General features: G+C 72.9%; 11 protein-coding genes. 4 read left to right on the forward strand and 7 right to left on the reverse strand.

The window, feature by feature from the left end:
- Positions 1-319 precede the first annotated feature (319 nt).
- From ACIQTO_RS37135 to ACIQTO_RS37150, 4 genes are all read right to left on the reverse strand, one after another.
- The gene (locus tag ACIQTO_RS37135) at positions 320-994 is read right to left on the reverse strand and encodes a nucleoside/nucleotide kinase family protein (protein ID WP_402397926.1); all 675 of its coding nucleotides are present in this window, start codon (positions 992-994) and stop codon (positions 320-322) included.
- 51 nt (positions 995-1,045) lie between these two features.
- Positions 1,046-2,002 (reverse strand): LD-carboxypeptidase, encoded by a 957-nt coding sequence (locus tag ACIQTO_RS37140; protein ID WP_402397928.1) that lies wholly within the window; start codon positions 2,000-2,002, stop codon positions 1,046-1,048.
- A gap of 110 nt (positions 2,003-2,112) precedes the next feature.
- A complete protein-coding gene (gene trpS, locus ACIQTO_RS37145; RefSeq protein WP_402397930.1) occupies positions 2,113-3,249 on the reverse strand; it encodes a tryptophan--tRNA ligase in 1,137 nt (378 codons plus the stop codon).
- A 180-nt stretch (positions 3,250-3,429) separates the two neighbouring features.
- On the reverse strand, positions 3,430-4,887 hold the full coding sequence (locus ACIQTO_RS37150; RefSeq protein ID WP_402397966.1) for an APC family permease: 1,458 nt from the start codon (positions 4,885-4,887) through the stop codon (positions 3,430-3,432).
- 440 nt (positions 4,888-5,327) lie between these two features.
- On the opposite strand from ACIQTO_RS37150, the gene ACIQTO_RS37155 reads away from it, so the two are divergent.
- Positions 5,328-6,446, forward strand: a complete 1,119-nt coding sequence (locus ACIQTO_RS37155; RefSeq protein ID WP_402397932.1) for an ABC transporter substrate-binding protein — start codon at positions 5,328-5,330, stop codon at positions 6,444-6,446.
- A gap of 130 nt (positions 6,447-6,576) precedes the next feature.
- A complete protein-coding gene (locus ACIQTO_RS37160; RefSeq protein ID WP_402397934.1) occupies positions 6,577-7,824 on the forward strand; it encodes a hypothetical protein in 1,248 nt (415 codons plus the stop codon).
- A 96-nt stretch (positions 7,825-7,920) separates the two neighbouring features.
- On the opposite strand, the gene ACIQTO_RS37165 is transcribed toward ACIQTO_RS37160, so the two are convergent.
- Positions 7,921-8,451 (reverse strand): NUDIX hydrolase, encoded by a 531-nt coding sequence (locus ACIQTO_RS37165; RefSeq protein WP_402397936.1) that lies wholly within the window; start codon positions 8,449-8,451, stop codon positions 7,921-7,923.
- Positions 8,452-8,593: 142 nt separating this feature from the next.
- Between ACIQTO_RS37165 and ACIQTO_RS37170 the strand changes: the two genes are divergently transcribed.
- Positions 8,594-9,598: an ATP-grasp domain-containing protein gene (locus ACIQTO_RS37170; RefSeq protein WP_402397938.1), complete on the forward strand. Its 1,005-nt coding sequence runs from the start codon at positions 8,594-8,596 to the stop codon at positions 9,596-9,598.
- A gap of 88 nt (positions 9,599-9,686) precedes the next feature.
- Here the strand turns inward: ACIQTO_RS37170 and ACIQTO_RS37175 are convergent, their stop codons facing one another.
- On the reverse strand, positions 9,687-13,799 hold the full coding sequence (locus ACIQTO_RS37175) for an ABC transporter transmembrane domain-containing protein (RefSeq protein WP_402397940.1): 4,113 nt from the start codon (positions 13,797-13,799) through the stop codon (positions 9,687-9,689).
- A 292-nt stretch (positions 13,800-14,091) separates the two neighbouring features.
- Positions 14,092-14,730: a TetR/AcrR family transcriptional regulator gene (locus ACIQTO_RS37180; RefSeq protein WP_402397942.1), complete on the reverse strand. Its 639-nt coding sequence runs from the start codon at positions 14,728-14,730 to the stop codon at positions 14,092-14,094.
- A 133-nt stretch (positions 14,731-14,863) separates the two neighbouring features.
- On the opposite strand from ACIQTO_RS37180, the gene ACIQTO_RS37185 reads away from it, so the two are divergent.
- On the forward strand, positions 14,864-16,585 hold the full coding sequence (locus ACIQTO_RS37185) for a carboxyl transferase domain-containing protein (RefSeq protein ID WP_402397944.1): 1,722 nt from the start codon (positions 14,864-14,866) through the stop codon (positions 16,583-16,585).
- The last annotated feature ends 105 nt before the right edge of the window (positions 16,586-16,690 follow it).

The following is a 16,690-nucleotide window of genomic DNA, read 5'->3' on the forward strand; positions in this document are numbered from 1 at the left end:
CCCTCCGGGCGCTTCGTTCTTTCGTGTTCCCAGCTTACCAGATGCTTTCCGCACCGTTTCCGGCGCTTCGTTCACCCAACTCGCTGATGTCTTCTAGGGCTTGACGCCCCGTCCGACGTTTCAAACTCTAGCCGATCCCCGCCCACAAAGGCGAATCCGACCGCAACCCCTATAAACAGACACACCGAATAAGACCCGAGCCGCACCGTCACAATGACAAAGCGCAACCCAGCCCGAACCGGGAAGTGATGTGTTTCCAAGGATTGGCCACCCCGGGACCGTCCGCGCAGATGCGTGTCCGGTGCTCCCAGCCGAGCGACTAGAGAACACTACGCCCAGGCGGGGCCGTAGGCAAACCGGCGCCGGGCACGGTCCGCGTGCAGAGCGAGCGGGCGGCCTTCACGTACTCGCCGTTGGGGTGGTCATTGGTGGTGACCCACTGCCGGGCCGTGGCCTCGTCGCGCCCGCCGGCCCGGTGGCGGCGGATCAGCCGCTCCTCCCGGACGGTGTCGTCGGCGTCGACGTACCAGAGCTCGCGCATCAGTCGGCGGGCCTCCGGCCACGGGTGTTCGGCGGCGGCGAGGTAGTTGCCCTCGGTGACGACGAGGCGGGCCTGCGGCGGGACGACATGGCGGGCGGCGACCGGCTCGTCGAGGGCGCGGTCGAAGTCGGGGACGTAGATGGGCTGGAAGCGGTCGGCGGCGACCCGGCGCAGCAGTGCGACATAGCCGTGTACGTCGAAGGTGGCGGGTGCGCCCTTGCGGTGGGCCAGGCCGAGGCGGTCGAGCTGCGCCGCGGAGAGGTGGAATCCGTCGAGCGGGAGGTAGGCGGCGCTGCCGGGGCCTTCCCGGCGCTCGACCTCGGCCACGAGGTGCCGGGCCAGGGTGGACTTGCCGGCGCCGGGCGGGCCGGCAAGTCCGAGGATGGCGCGGGCACTGCTGCCCGGCCCCCGGAGGAGGCCCAGGGCGAGGGTGGTGAGGGTGTCCTCGTTCATGGCCGCACCCTACTGACCCCGCCCACTGACCTCGCGTGGTCCCGGTACCGGTCAGCGTGCGGCGAGGGCGGGCGTCTCCAGGGTGAGGGTTCCGGTGTCGGCGTCGAGCAGGGCGGGCACGCCCAGGGGGATGGTGAGGGTGGAGGGGCAGTGGCCGAAGCCCAGCTCCCAGATGACGGGTACGCCGAGCGGGCCCAGCCGGTCGAGCATGACGTCCCGGACGCGGTCGGGTCGGCCGCAGCCTTCCCAGGAGCCGAGCGCGATGCCCGCGACCCCCTCGAAGGCGCCGGAGCGCAGGAACTGGGTGAGGAGGCGGTCGAGCTGGTACGGGTGCTCGTTGACGTCTTCCAGGATCAGGATCGTGCCGGCGAAGGAGGGTCGGGCCGCGGGCGTGCCGCGTTCGGCCGCGAGGACGTGCGCGCAGCCCCCGGCGGTGATGCCGCGGGCCCGGCCGGGGACGAGCGCGGAGGCCGTGGGCGAGGTGATCACCGTGGTGGCCGAGGGTTCGAAGAGGGTGCGGCGCAGGTGCTCGGCCGTCGGCCCGTCGGAGACGAAGGAGCTGGCCGAACTCATCGGGCCGTACAGCGAGGCGACGCCGAGTCGCTGGGCGACGGCCTCGTGCAGCGAGGAGACGTCGCTGAAGCCGATCAGCACCTTGGGCGGGACGGCGCGCATCGCGTCCCAGTCGAGCAGGTCGACCATGCGGTGGACGCCGTAGCCGCCGCGGGCGCAGATGACGGCGTCGACGGTGGGGTCGAGCCAGGCGTCCTGGAGGTCCGCGGCCCGGTCCGCGTCGGCTCCCGCCAGGTGGGCGAGGGTCGGGTGGGTGTCCAGGACGTGCGGCGCGACGGTGACCCGCAGCCCCCAGGAGCGCAGGATCGCGCACCCGGCGGTGAGCCGCTCGGGGTCGACCGGGCCACTGGGGGCGACCACGACGGCGTGGTCCCCGGGGTGGAGGTGCGGCGGGCGCGTCAGCCCTCGGCCGGGCGGGGTCGGGTGCTGGTCCATGGCCGGGATCCTTCCAGGGGTACGGGCAACGGTGTGCGCGGGGGTGGCGCGGGCTCAGGGCGGCGACGGGATCGGTCCGGTCCGCCCGGGGAAGGTATGCCCCGACCGCTTCAGACCGATCCCATCACCGCCCTGACCTCGGCGAGCGTGGCGTCGGCCACGGCGTTGGCGCGCTCGGCGCCCTCCCGCAGGACCTGCCGGATGTGGCCGCGGTCGGCGGCGAGTTCGGCACGGCGGGCGCGCATCGGGCCGAAGTGCTCGTTGACCGCCTCGATGACCGTGCGCTTCAGGGCGGCGGCGCCACCGTCGCCGATCTCGTCGGCGACCAGTTCCGGGGCGCGGTCCTGGCAGAGCGCGGCGAGCAGCACCAGGCTGGAGACCTCCGGCCGGGCGGCCGGGTCGTAGGTGATCCGGCGGTCCGTGTCGGTCTTGGCGCCCCGGATCAGGCGGGCGGTGGTGTCCGCGTCGGCGGAGAGCCGGACGGCGTTGCCGCGGCTCTTGCTCATCTTGCCCCCGTCGGTCCCGAGCAGCAGGGGGGCGGCGGAGAGCAGGGCCTCCGGCCGGGGGAAGACACCGGTGCCGTCCGGGTGCGGGTAGCGCTCGTTGAAGCGCCGGGCGACGGTGCGGGCCACTTCGAGGTGGGGCAGCTGGTCCTGGCCGACCGGGACGAGGTTCGCCTTGCAGAAGAGGATGTCGGCGGCCTGGTGGACGGGGTACGTGAACATCAGCCCGTTCACGGCCGACTGGCTGGAGTGGGTGATCTCGTCCTTGACGGTGGGGTTGCGGCCCAGTTCGGCCACGCTGACGAGGCTGAGGAAGGGCAGCAGCAACTGGTTGAGGGCGGGGACGGCACTGTGGGCGAAGATCGTGGCGTGGTCCGGGTCCAGCCCGGTGGCCAGGTAGTCGAGGACGAGGTTCTCGCTGTGCTCGGCGAGGCGGTCGGCGATGTCGCGGTCGGTGATGACCTGGTAGTCGGCGACCACGACGAACATCTCGACGCCCAGGCGCTGGAGGCGGACCCGGTTCTGCAGGGTGCCGAAGTAGTGGCCGAGGTGGAGCGGGCCGGTGGGCCGGTCACCGGTCAGGACCCGGTGGGCGCCCGGGTCCCGGCGGATCAGCTCGTCCAGGTCGGCGCCGGGCCGGCGGTCGGCCGGAGTGGCGGGTGCGGCCGTGTCGGCCGGGTCTGCCGGGTCGGCGGGGGAAACGGGCGCGGCCGGGACGGTACGGCCGGCGGTGGGAACGGTCATCGGATCTCTCCTCGGTACGGCGGTGGTGGTGGCCGTCCGTCCGGGGTTCCGGGCCCGTCCCGTCGGGGAGACGCAACAGGGCCGTCCATCCGGACGGCCCTGGTCAGGCATGACTGGTGGCCGTCCTAGGACGGCCACCAGTCGAGACCTGCGAAGCGCTTCACGCGTTCGAGGATAGCGTCAGTCCTCCACGACCAGTGCGGGGGTGTCCTTGCGCAGGGTCTCGCCGCGGAAGAACTCGGGCCGGAACGCGCCGTACCAGGTCATCAGCACCGCCCCGAGCAGCAGGATGCCGACGCCGATGACGAAGACCGATCCGATCCCGAGGACGGCGCCGCTGCCGTACTCCGGGTCCCAGGCGTCGGTGAGGGTCTGCAGGAACACCGCGGCGAGCAGCACGCCGCCGAGCAGGGGGGCGATGCCCCGCAGCACCAGGTCGCGCAGGCTGCTCCGGAGCGAGTGGCGGAAGTACCAGACGCAGGCGAAGGCCGTCAGGGCGTAGTAGAAGCAGATCATCAGACCGAGGGCCAGGATGGTGTCCTGGACGACGTTCTCGCTGATCAGGCTCATGCCGACATAGAAGACGGCGGTGGCGATGCCGGCAGCGACCGTCGCGTAGCCGGGGGTGCGGAAGCGCGGGTGGACGGTGCCGAAGCGCGGCGGCACGGCGCGGTAGGCGCTCATCGCCAGCAGGGTGCGGGCCACCGGGATGAACGTGGTCTGCAGGCTGGCGGCGGCGCTGGCGACGACGGCCAGGAAGAGCAGGATGCTCCACGGCGAGCCGAGCACCGGCCGGGCCAGCGCGGAGAAGACGTTGTCGGCGGTGGCCGGGTTGCCGAGGCCGGTACCGGCGGTACCGACGCCGGCGAACATCTGGGCCGCGATCGCGACCAGCAGGTACGAACCCACCAGGGTGACCATGGAGATCATCGCGGCCCGGCCGGGGGTCTTCGCGCTGCCGAGGGTCTCCTCGTTCATGGTGAGGCAGGTGTCCCAGCCCCAGTACATGAAGATCGAGAGCGACAGCCCGGCGGTGAACGCGCTGAACGAGCTCACCTGGAGCGGGTCGAGCCAGGAGGCGGAGAAGCCGATCGAGTGCGGCAGGTCCCCGGCGGCGGCCTTGCTGATGGCGATGACCGAGAAGAGCACCAGGACGGCCAGTTGGAGGCCGACCAGGCTGTACTGGAACCACTTGGTGGCCGTCATGCCCCGGTAGCTCATCGCGGTGGCGGCGGCGATCAGCACGACCACGGTGAGCAGGTGGACGGCCTTGTTGTCGTTCAGCTCCGCGATCCCGCTGCTGCCGGTCATCTCGCCGAGCATCAGGTAGAGGAAGTCGGTCGCCACCCCGGCCAGGTTGGAGAGCACGATGATGGTCGCGACCGTCAGGCCCCAGCCCGCCATCCAGCCCACCCGGGGGCCGAAGGCCCTGACCGTCCAGCTGAAGGACGTACCGCAGTCCGGGAAGTCCTTGTTCAGCTCCTTGTACGCGAACGCGACGAGCAGCATCGGCAGGAAGCCGGCCAGGAAGACCGCGGGCATCTGGACGCCGACGGCGGTGACGGTCGGCCCCAGCGTCGCGGTCAGGCAGTAGACCGGGGCGACTGTGGAGAGGCCCAGGACCACGCTGCTCAACAGGCCTACCGAGTTGCCCCGTAGACCCTTGTCCCCCGCTGCCCCCGCCGCCCCCGGATCGGGGACTCCACCACTGGCACCACTGTCCGGGGCACCCTGCGGAGCGGCGGGCGCCGTTGCCCGTCCGCTGCTTCCGTGCTCTGAGAGCTGCTGATCAAACACCTGCGCACCCTAGGTGGAGGTATCGAAGGTTGTGTAGGCCAACCCCTGGTGATCTGAACCACTTGCTTCGATTCATTCGCAATGAGCCAAGGAGGGGCGATGGATTAACGGCGTATTAACTCGTGTACCTTGGTTTCAAAGGGTTGATGGCAATTTGATCTATTCCTTATGTTATGGGTTGAGATGATTTCTCCCCTCCCTTCACCCCCTCGATCGAGCCGCCCGAAGGCTTCGGATAGGTTTGCCTCACCTAACATCGATCGATCGAGAAGGAGCGTCGCGTGGCCCCCCACCCCGCCGACCGGACCCTCGCCAACCGCACCCCCACCCGTCGGACGTTCCTCGCCGCCGGACTCACCGGTGGTGCCGTCCTCGGCCTCGGCGGGCTGCTCACCGCCTGTGGCGGCTCCGGCGGATCGACCGGTTCCGGCGGCTCCGCGAACGGACCGGCCCAGGCCTCGTCCGGCTCCTCGCCGAACCAGAAGTCGGTCAAGCAGGGCGGCGACGACTACGCCGCCGTGATCGAGAAGATGAAGGACTTCGGCACCGACGCCGCCCCCGGCGTCTACCCGCGCACCGTCAAGCACGCGATGGGCGAGACCGTCATCCCGGCCAAGCCGGTCCGGGTCGTGGTGCTGGACACCGGCGAGCTCGACAACGTGGTCGCCCTGGGCATCCAGCCGGTCGGTGTCGTCCACACCGACGGCTCCAAGAGCATGCCGTCCTACCTCAAGGACAAGGCCGGTGACCCGGCCGCCGTCGGCACCATCAACAGCCTCAACCTGGAGGCCATCGCCGCGCTGAAGCCCGACCTGATCCTCGGCAGCCAGCTGCGCGCCCAGGACCAGTACGCGCAGCTCTCCAAGATCGCGCCGACCGTCTTCTCACTGCGCCCCGGCTACCCCTGGAAGCAGAACTTCCAGCTCAACGCGGCCCCGTTCGGCCTGGAGGCGGAAGCCAGGACACAGCTCGACGCCTACCAGGCCGCGGCCGCCGCGATCGGCGCCGCGATCGGCGGCACGCGGCCCACCATCACGCCGCTGCGCTTCATGCCCGGCAAGACCCGGCTCTACGCGGGGCTCTCCTTCATCGGCACCATCCTCACCGATGTGCCGCTGCCGCAGCCCGAGATCGAGCAGGTCAAGGAGCTCGCGGTCGAGATCGGCCCGGAGCAGATCGACAAGGCCGACGCCGACTGGATCTTCTACGGGGTGTACGGCACCCCCAGCTCCACCAACCAGGACGCGGTGCTCGGCGGCCCGCTCTGGAAGACCCTCGGAGCCGTCAAGTCCGGCCAGGCGCGCCCGGTTTCGGACGAGACGTGGTTCCTCGGCCTCGGCGTCCTCGCGGCCACCACCGTGCTGGCCGACCTGAAGGGGTTCGTCGCACCGGGTGCCTGAGCCCGACGACGGGGGCCGGCGGGCGGCGGAACGGGACGGTGTCCTCGCACACACCCGCCGGAAAGGCGCTTGGAGCTGGTCCCGGGGTGCGGGAGGATCATCGGGACCGTACCCCGAAGGGCCCATGCCGATGACCGCGCTCGACCAGACCGCTACCGACCTGCCCCCGTCCGGCGCGCCCGCGAACGGCGCGACCGTGACCGGCGTGCCCGCGGTGGACGTGCCCCCGGTCGACGTGCTCGCCGTTTCCGTGACCGGTACGCCCGACGGGCACGCGTCCTGTGGTGCGTCCCCCGGGTCCCCCGCCTCCGCGGGCGCGCCGGGAAGCGGGGCTCCGGCTCGGACCGCCTCGCGCTGCACGATGGCGGCGACGGCCGGCGACCGCGCCCCCACCGGGTCCACCCGCGACGGCTCGGTTCCGCGCCCCCGCGGTGACCGGCCCGCCGCGGAGAACGGCCGGGATCACGGCGACGACGCCGCCGACGGTGGCGTCGGCGGTCTCTCCGACCGTGTCGCGGGCGCCTTCGACGAGAGCGGGCAGACGGCCGCCCGGATCCGGGCCGGTCTGGCCGCCCGGCTGCGCACGGCCCACGGCCAGGGCCGCTCGCTCGCCGAACTGGCCGCCGCCTGCCGTCGGCCGGTGGCCGAGATCCGCGCGCTGCTCGCCGAAGACCTCGGAGCAGCCGCGGCCGGCCCGGTGGCCGGCTCCGGTTCTGCTTCCGCCACCGGGGCGGAACCGTTCGTCCTGTTCCAGCCTCCGCCGTCGACACCGGCGGAGGAACGGACCGTCCCCGTGCTGCGGGCCGCGCGGGCGGAGCTGCGGACCGTCCTGTCCAGGCGGCCCTCGCCCTCCCGGCGGCTGCGCCGTATGCACCCGGAGACCGCGGGCCCGGACCGGCCGCAGGCCACCCCCCGCGCGGACGCTGCCGCGGCGGCGCCCGTGCCGTCGTCGCCGGCCCCGGACGAGCCGACGGCCTCCGACCCACCGGTCGGGACGGTGGGACCGGCGGCCGGTGACGCCGCCGGCGGGGACGCCGAGACGCCGCTGGGCATCCTGATCGGCGGCACCCCCCACCTCCCGGAGGCCGTCGGCCGCCCCGAGGAACGGCAGCCGGTCCGGGTCGCCGCCGAACCCGTCCGCATCGGCCGCGGCACCAGTCTGGTGATCCTGCCGGCCTGGCGGCCCGCGATCGCCGTCTCGGTGTCGACCGACCACCTGCTCTCCGCCACCGGCCTCGCCGTCGACCAACTGGCGGACGCACAGCTGTCGGTGCTGATCAACCCGGGAGCACTGCACGACCGGGAGCTCGACCTGCACGGCTGGCAGGCCGGCCCGGCCGGGCGCACGGGCCGGGCCGGCGGACGGAAGTCCTCGTAGCTGCGGGGAACCGGCCGTGAGGGCTGCCGGGGGTGTTCGACACCGAGACCGCCGGGGCCGTGGGGGCGCCGGGGGCGGTCCGGGCGGTCGGGCTCGTCAGGTGGTCGGAGCGTTCGGGAGGTAGCCGAGGTCGACCGGCACCGGCTCGCGCCGGCCGGTCATCCAGCCCTCCCGGACGTCGGCCAGCAGTTCCGGCAGCCGGGACGGCCAGAGGGCGTCCGCGTGCTCGTCGGCGAGGTCGTCCACCGTCCACCAGCGCCAGTCGAGAATGCGGTCGGCCGCGTGCATCGCGCTGACGTCGCCGACCGGGCCCCGGTGCGGCCCGCTGGTCAGATAGATGTGCTCGTACTGGCGGACGGGCGTGCCGTGCCAGGTGAAGTCGTGTTCCCAGGTACAGAGCAACGGACCGGGTTCGAGATCCGTCCAGCCGGTCTCCTCCCAGAGCTCACGGCGGGCTCCGGTCCACGGTGTCTCGCCCTCCTCGATGCCTCCGCCGGGCATGGTCCAGTGGACGCCGACCTCGCTGTTGTCCGAACGGAGGAGGAAGACCGACCCGCTCTCGTCCAGTACCACCGTCCTGGCCGCCTGCCTCGGGGTCCGCTTCGCGCGTCGCAACAGATTTCGCATCGGGTCACTCTCCCAGCACGGCCCCCGGGGCGTCGAACGGATTGGACGTCGAACGGATCGGCAGCCGCGCGGACGGCATCACCCGGGAGGAGGAGGGGTGTTGGCGCCGCCGGGAACGGCCGGTGGACGTACTCTGACGCCCATGCCCGCACCCGCGCTCCTCTTCCCGGCCGACCCGCTCAACCCGCACCGGCCCGACCCGCACTTCGCCTGGGAGGCCCGGGTGCTGCGGGACTTGGGTGGTGAGCAGTACCTGGTCGACCATGACGCACTGCTCGCCGGACAGGCCGAGGAGGCCGTCCGTCGGGTGCCCCGGGACTGCGGCCCGCTCTGGTACCGGGGGTGGATGATTCCGTCGACCGGCTACGCGGACTTCGCCCGGGCGCTGGCCGGGCGCGGTGCCCATCTGCTGACCAGCGCGGCCGGTTACGCCTCGGCGCACGAACTGCCCGGCTGGTACGGCGTGTTCGAAGGGGCCACACCGCCGAGCGTCTGGATTCCGGCGCGGACGGCGGCCCGGCCCGGCCCCGAGGAACTGGCCGCCGCCGTCGAACGGCTCGGCGGGCACGGTCCGGCGATCGTCAAGGACTACGTGAAGTCCCGCAAGCACGAGTGGCACGAGGCCTGTTACGTCCCGGAACTGGCCGACCTCGCCGCCGTCGCGCGGGTGGTGGCACGCTTCGTCGAGTTGCAGGGCGAGTACCTGGCCGGCGGGGTGGTGCTGCGGCGGTACGAGGAGTTCGCCCGCTTCGACGGGTTCGAACGGGCCGGCGGCAGCGCGAGCGCGGAGGGGCGGGACCGGAGCGGGCAGGACGAGGCGCGGAACGGCGGCACCTCCACGAGCCGCTCCACCGGGAACGAGCGCGCGTTGGAGGCCCGGGCGTTGGAGGCCCGGGTGTGGTGGCTGGACGGTGAGCCGGTGCTGGTCGGACCGCACCCGGACATGCCCGGTCAGCCTGCCGAACCGGATCTCACCGGGGTCCGGCCGCTGGTCCGCGCCCTCGGCTGCCGCTTCGTCACCACCGACCTCGCCAGCCGGGCCGACGGCTCCGGCTGGCGGGTGGTGGAGGTGGGCGACGGGCAGGTCAGCGACCTGCCCCGCGGGATCGACGCGTCCGGGCTGCTCACCTCGCTGATCGCCGCCTGATCGCCGCCTGATCCCCACCGGGCCGGTGGGGCGGCGGGGATCAGGCGGGTGAGCCCGGCGGGTCAGGTGCGCGAGCCGGTGGGCCGGCTCACCGGCCGGGGGCCTGGCCGGCCACCACGTCGGGCGCCGGGTGTCCGTCGGCGACGAACGCCCGCCAGAGCCGCGCGTACACGCCGCCCCGGGCGAGCAGTTCGGTGTGCGTGCCGTCCTCGACCACCCTGCCGTGATCCAGGACGACGACCCGGTCCGCGCGTTCCGCGGTGGTGAGACGGTGGGCGATGACCAGGGTGGTGCGGCCGCCGCTGAGCCGGTCCGCCGCGTGGTTGACCGCCGCCTCGGTGGCCAGGTCGAGCGCGGCGGTGGCCTCGTCCAGCAGCAGGACGTCCGGATCGACCAGTTCGGCCCGGGCGAGCGCGATCAACTGGCGCTGCCCCGCCGAAAGGTTCCGCCCACGGCCGGTGACCTCGTGGTCGTAGCCGTCGGACAGGCCGAGGATCATGTCGTGCGCACCGACCGCCCGGGCCGCCGCCTCCACCTCGGCCGCCGAGGCCGAGGGCCGGCCGTACGCGATCGCCCCGCGCACGGTGCCCGCGAACAGGTACGCCTCCTGCGGGACGACGCCGAGCCGGTGGCGGTACTGCGCGAGGTCGTAGCGGGTCAGGTCGACGCCGTCCACCCGGACGGTGCCGGCGGTCGCGTCGTAGAACCGGGCGACCAGCTTGACCAGCGTCGACTTGCCGGCGCCCGTCTCACCGACCAGCGCCACCGTCTGGCCCGCGGGTATCCGCAGGTTCACACCGGTGAGGACGTCCCGAGCGCCGTCGGCGCCGCCGTTGTAGGCGAAGCTGACCCCCTCGAACTCGATCTCGCCGCGGAGCGCCGCCCGCACCGGCACCGGGTCGACGGCCTCGGCGGTGGTGGTCGGCGTGCGCAGCAGCTCGCGGATCCGGCCCAGGCCCACCGCCGCCTGCTGGTAGCCGTCGAACACCTGCGAGAGCTGGTTGACGGGTGCGAAGAAGAGGTCGATGTAGAGCAGGTAGGCCACCAGCGCGCCGACCGTCAGCGTCCCGGAGTCGACCCGCGAGGCGCCCACGATCAGCACGAGCGCGGCGGCGACGCTGGAGAGGAACTGCACGAACGGGAAGTACAGCGAGATGTAGAACTGCGCCCGGACCCGGGCTTCGCGGTAGGCCATCCCCCGGGCGACGAAGCGGTCGGTGTTGGCGTCCAGCCGGCGGAAGGCCTGGACGATCCGCATGCCCGCGACGTTCTCCTGGAGATCGGCGTTGACCGTGCTGATCAGGTCCCGGGAGATCTCGTACTGCGCCTTGGACTTCTTGCGGAACACCAGCGTCGCCACGACCAGCAGCGGCAGCACGGCGAAGACCATCAGGGCCAGGCCCGCGTCGATGATCAACAGGGCGGCGAAGATGCCGAGGAAGGTCAGCAGGCTGACCACGGCCGTGACCACCCCGGTCTGCAGGAAGGAGGTCAGCGAGTCCAGGTCGGTGGTCATCCGGGTCATGATCCGGCCGGACAGCTCGCGCTCGTAGTAGTCCAGGCCGAGCCGGTTGAGGTGCGCGAAGATCTTGAGCCGGAGGGTGTAGAGCACCCGTTCACCGGTGCGGCCGCTGACCCGGCTCTCGGCGCTCTGCACCACCCAGTCCAGCAGGACGATCACCAGTGCCACCAGCGCGGCGACGGCGACACCCGACATCAGGGCCTTGCTCACGCCGTCGTCGATGCCGTGCCGGATCAGGATCGGCAGCACCAGCCCGGCCGCCGCGTCCAGGGTGACCAGGAGCAGGGCGACGGCGAGCGGGCGGCGGAACGGGCGCAGCAGGCGCCGGAGGCTGAAGTCCGGGTCGCCGGCCTCGGCCTCGGCCCGGGGGACCTCCGGGGTGTCGGCGGCCGGCGGGAGGGCGGCGACCTTGGTGAGGAGGGCGGGGTCCGCGGTGCGGGCCGCCTTGGCCAGGGCGGGCGTCGCCGGCGCGGGAGCGGGCCGCGGCGCGGGCGCGTCCTCGGGCCGGGCCCCGGGGGCCGCCTCGGCGGGCGACCCGTTCATGGCGGTGGGGGTGGCGGCGGCAGTGGCCATGGCCGCAGCCGTGGCCGTGGTGGCTTCGGCGGTGGCCGCTCGGGCAGTGATCGCTTCGGCGGTGACCGGCGGCTGGGTCCGGCCGGCCTCGGGGTCGGAGATCAGGACGCGGTACTGCGGACATCGGACGTCGAGCTCCTCGTGCGTCCCGATGTCCAGCAGCCGGCCGTGGTCAAGGACGGCGATCCGGTCGGCCAGTTGGAGGGTCGACCGACGGTGGGCGATCAGCAGCGTGGTGCGGCCGGCCATCACCGACCGCAGCGCGTCGTGGATCTCCGCCTCGATCTGCGGGTCGACCGCCGAGGTGGCGTCGTCGAGCAGCAGGATCCGCGGGTCGGTGAGGATGGCCCGGGCCAGGGCGATGCGCTGGCGCTGACCGCCGGAGAGGGTCAGGCCCTGCTCGCCGACCTTGGTCTCGTACCCGTCCGGCAGCTCCCGGACGAATTCGTCCGCCTGGGCGGCGCGGGCGGCCGCCAGGACCTGCTCGTCCGTGGCGTCGGGCCGCCCGTACGCGATGTTGGTGCGGACCGTCTCGGAGAACAGGAAGCTCTCCTCGGGCACGATGCCGACGGCCGCCCGGACCGAGTCGAGGGTGAGATCGCGCAGGTCGTGGCCGTAGAGCCGGACCGCGCCCGCCGCCGGGTCGTAGAACCGGGGGACCAGCTGCGCCACCGTCGACTTGCCCGAACCGGACGCGCCGACCAGGGCCAGCGTCTCGCCGGGGGCGAGCTTCAGATCGAGCCCGTGCAGGACGGGCACCGGGTGCTCGGGGTCGTAGCGGAACTCGACGTGGTCGAACTCCAGCGCCACCTCGGGCGTGCCGGGGCCGGCCGGCTGCCCGGTGCCGTCCTCGGACGGTGCCGGGCCGTCGACGTGGGTGAGGTCCAGGGTGACCGCGTCCGGGCGCTCCTGCACCAGCGGGCGCTCGTCGATCAGCTGGAGCACCCGCTCCACACCGGCCCGGGCCTGCTGGCCGACGGTGATGACCATGGTCAGCATCCGGACCGGGCCGGTCATCTGGGCCACGTAGGTGGAGAAGGCGACGAAGGTGCCGAGGGTGACCTGACCCTCGACCGCCAGCCAGCCGCCGAAGGCCAGCACCGCGACCTGGGCGAGCGCCGGGATCGCCTGCATCGCCGGGTTGTAGCGACTGTTGAGCCGGATCGAGCGGAGCCGGGCCGCGAAGAGGTTGCGCGAGGCCGCCTCCAGCTTGTCCAGCTCCTGGGCCTCCTGGCCGAAGCCCTTGACCACCCGGACACCGCCGACCGACTCGTCGACGACACCCGCGACGGCCGCGGCCTCCTGCTGCGCGGCCCAGGTGGCGGGGAACAGCCGCTTACGGCTCAGGGCCGAGACCCACCACAACGCCGGACCCATGACCAGGGCGATCAGCGTGAGCGGCGGCGACAGCCAGAGCATCACGGCGAGCGACATCACGAACATCAGCAGGTAGCCGGTCATCATCGGCAGCATCGAGAGCAGGCCGTTGATCAGCTGGAGGTCGGACGTCGCACGGCCGACCACCTGGCCGGTGTCCAGGCGGTCCTGCCGGTGCCCGTCGAGGCGGCCGAGCGAGCGGAAGAGGTCGCTGCGCAGGTCGTGCTGGACGTCGAGGGCGAGCTGCCCCCCGTAGTAGCGACGCACCTGGGTGCAGGCGAACACCAGGGCGGCCGCCAGCAGCAGCGCCACGGCCCAGGGAGCCAGCGAACGGGTGTGCGCGGTGATGACGTCGTCGATGATCAGTTTGGTGACCAGCGGCACCAGTGACGTGACGGCCATCCCGACGATCGAGGCGCCGAAGGCCAGCAGCACGCTGCGCCGCGAGCGCCAGCAGTAGCCGATCAGCCGGCGAAGCCAGCCCGCGTCCGTCCCGCCGCCGGAGGCCGCGGCCTCGCCCTGGGGCGCGGCACCGTTGTCGCCCGACAGGCCGGTACCGCTCTCGTGGTGTCCGTCCTTGCCGTGTCCGCCCTGCCTGCCGCGCTTACCGCTCTTGCCGCCGGGCGCGCTCGGGCCGCCCCGCTCGCCCTTCGTGCCTCGCGTGCCTCGCGGGCCGGTTCGGGTGCTGCTCGGGGAAAGCTCCACCGTAGATCGATGAGTCTCAGGCATATTTAGGGATGCTAACCATTCCGTCGAGTGGCCGCCATGGAGTTTCAGGCCAGAGCGGGCCGGAGGACCCGGCCCGGCTGAGGGACCAACAGCCTGCGGCCTGCGGTGATTCCCGGCCGAGCCGCGCCCGGACCGTCACTGCCCAGAGTGGACGACATCGCGCCGGACGCCCAGCGGCGGCCGACGCAGGCGACCGCCGTCCTTTGGACCTAGGGCGGACGGCCACCCCCGGCACCCGCGACCCTCGCGACCCCTCCGTCCTTCGGCCGGGCGGTCCGCCACGCCGGTCGCCTCAGTCGCGCTCCGCCGCCTCGGCGGCCGCGGAGAAGGCGCCGTGCGCCAGGCTGTGCAGCAGGGCGGCCATGCCGTCGCGCTTCAGGGCGACCCGGTCCTCCTGGGCGGGGCTCGGACCGAGGCTGTGCGGGGTCGAGTTGATCAATCCGAAGACGGCGTGCACGGCGGCTCGCGCCACCGGCTCGGCACCGGGCCCGGCCAGCGACGGATGGGCCCGCCGGACGACGTCCACCCACAGCTCGACGTAGCCGCGCTGGAGCCGGCGGACCGTCCGGCGGTCCTCCTCCTTGAGGTTCAGCAGCTCTCGGTCGTGCAGGGTGATCAGGTCGCGGTCGTCGAGCGCGAAGTCGACGTGCCCGCTGATCAGCGCGTCCAGCGCGTCGGCCGCACCGTCGCCCCCGCCCGCCCGGCGGCGGCCCTCCTCCAGGAGGCGCTCACTGATGCCGATCAAGAGATCGGCGAGCATCGCGTCCTTGCCGGCGAAGTGCCGGTAGAGCCCCGGTCCGCTGATGCCGACGGCTTTGCCGATCTCGTCCACACCCACGCCCAGGAAGCCCCGGGCGGCGAACAGCCGCGCGGCCTCCCTGCGGATCTGGTCACGGCGTGGGAGCGCGGAGGCGACTGGGACGTTCGGCATGCTGCCCATCGTAGACAGTGGGGTTATCGCCCGTTAACCTGGGCGGCACGAGTTAACGCTCATTAACGTGGGGGTCGCGGGCCTACCCAGGCCCTGCTGCCCACCTGGTGCCGAGGGCAAGGGAGCTCTTGGGATGGTCATCTCCACCGCCGGTGTACCCACCGGCGTTCATCGCGGCGCAGCGGCCGGAACCACGGCAGGCGGCGCGGCGGGCGGCGCGGCTCCACCGGGAGCCGCCGCGGCCGCTCCCCGGCTCGGCACCTCCGCCGACCCGGGCTCGGAGGCCTATCGGGCCAACACCGAGGCACACCGTGCCCTGGTCGCCGAGCTGCGCGAGAAGCTCGGCGCGGCCGCCCTCGGCGGCGGGGCCAAGGCCCGGGCCCGCCACACCGCCCGTGGCAAACTGCTCCCCCGCGACCGGGTGGACACGCTGCTCGACCCGGCCTCGCCGTTCCTCGAACTGGCGCCACTGGCAGCCGACGGGATGTACGACGGGGCCGCCCCGGCCGCCGGCGTCATCGCGGGCATCGGCCGGGTCGCCGGGCGCGAGGTGGTGGTCGTCGCCAACGACGCCACCGTCAAGGGCGGCACGTACTACCCGATGACGGTGAAGAAGCATCTGCGCGCCCAGGAGGTCGCGCTGGAGAACCGCCTGCCCTGCGTCTACCTGGTGGACTCCGGCGGCGCCTTCCTCCCGATGCAGGACGAGGTCTTCCCGGACCGCGACCACTTCGGCCGGATCTTCTACAACCAGGCCCGGCTCTCCGCCGCCGGCATCCCGCAGATCGCCGCGGTGCTCGGTTCCTGCACGGCGGGCGGCGCGTACGTGCCGGCGATGAGCGACCAGGCCGTCATCGTCCGCAACCAGGGCACGATCTTCCTCGGCGGACCGCCGCTGGTGAAGGCCGCGACCGGCGAGGTGGTGACCGCCGAGGAGCTGGGCGGCGGCGATCTCCACTCGCGGACCTCCGGCGTGACGGACCACCTGGCCGAGGACGACGCCCACGCCCTCGCCATCGTCCGGACCATCGTCGCCGGGCTCGGCCCGCGCCCGGCGAGGCCGTGGCCGCTCACCCCGGCCGAGCCGCCCGCCGTCGACCCGGCCGGCCTGTACGGAGCCGTCCCGGTCGACCCGCGCACGCCGTACGACGTCCGCGAGGTGATCGCACGACTGGTGGACGGCAGCCGGTTCGCCGAGTTCAAGGCCGAGTACGGCGCGACCCTGGTGACCGGATTCGCCCGGATCCAGGGCCACCCCGTCGGCATCGTCGCCAACAACGGCGTGCTGTTCGCGGAGTCCGCCCTGAAGGGCGCCCACTTCATCGAGTTGTGCGACCAGCGGGGCATCCCCCTCCTCTTCCTCCAGAACATCACCGGTTTCATGGTCGGCCGGCAGTACGAGGCGGGCGGCATCGCCAAGCACGGCGCCAAGATGGTGAACGCCGTGGCCTGCGCCCGCGTCCCGAAGCTGACGGTGGTGATCGGCGGCTCCTACGGAGCCGGCAACTACTCGATGTGCGGCCGGGCCTACTCACCTCGCTTCCTGTGGATGTGGCCGGGCGCGAAGATCTCCGTGATGGGCGGTGAGCAGGCCGCCTCGGTGCTGGCCACCGTCCGGCGCGACCAGCTCGAAGCACACGGCGAGGACTGGCCCACCGAGGCGGAGGACGAGTTCAAGCGCCCCGTCCGCGAGCAGTACGAGCGCCAGGGCAACGCCTACTACGCCACCGCGCGGCTCTGGGACGACGGGGTGATCGACCCGATGGACACCCGCACCGTCCTCGGGCTCGCCCTCACCGCCTGTGCCAACGCCCCGCTCCCGCCGCCCGGCCCGTACGGCGTCTTCCGGATGTGACGTCCGCCCGGGTACGGCCGCCCGTCCGAACGGAACCCTCCTCCGGACGAGCGGCCCTCCCGGGCTCGCCACCCACCGGGCCTGACGCACCTCCGTCCGGCCCGG

The organism is Kitasatospora sp. NPDC091207 (assembly GCF_044768625.1).
GTDB lineage: Bacteria > Actinomycetota > Actinomycetes > Streptomycetales > Streptomycetaceae > Kitasatospora.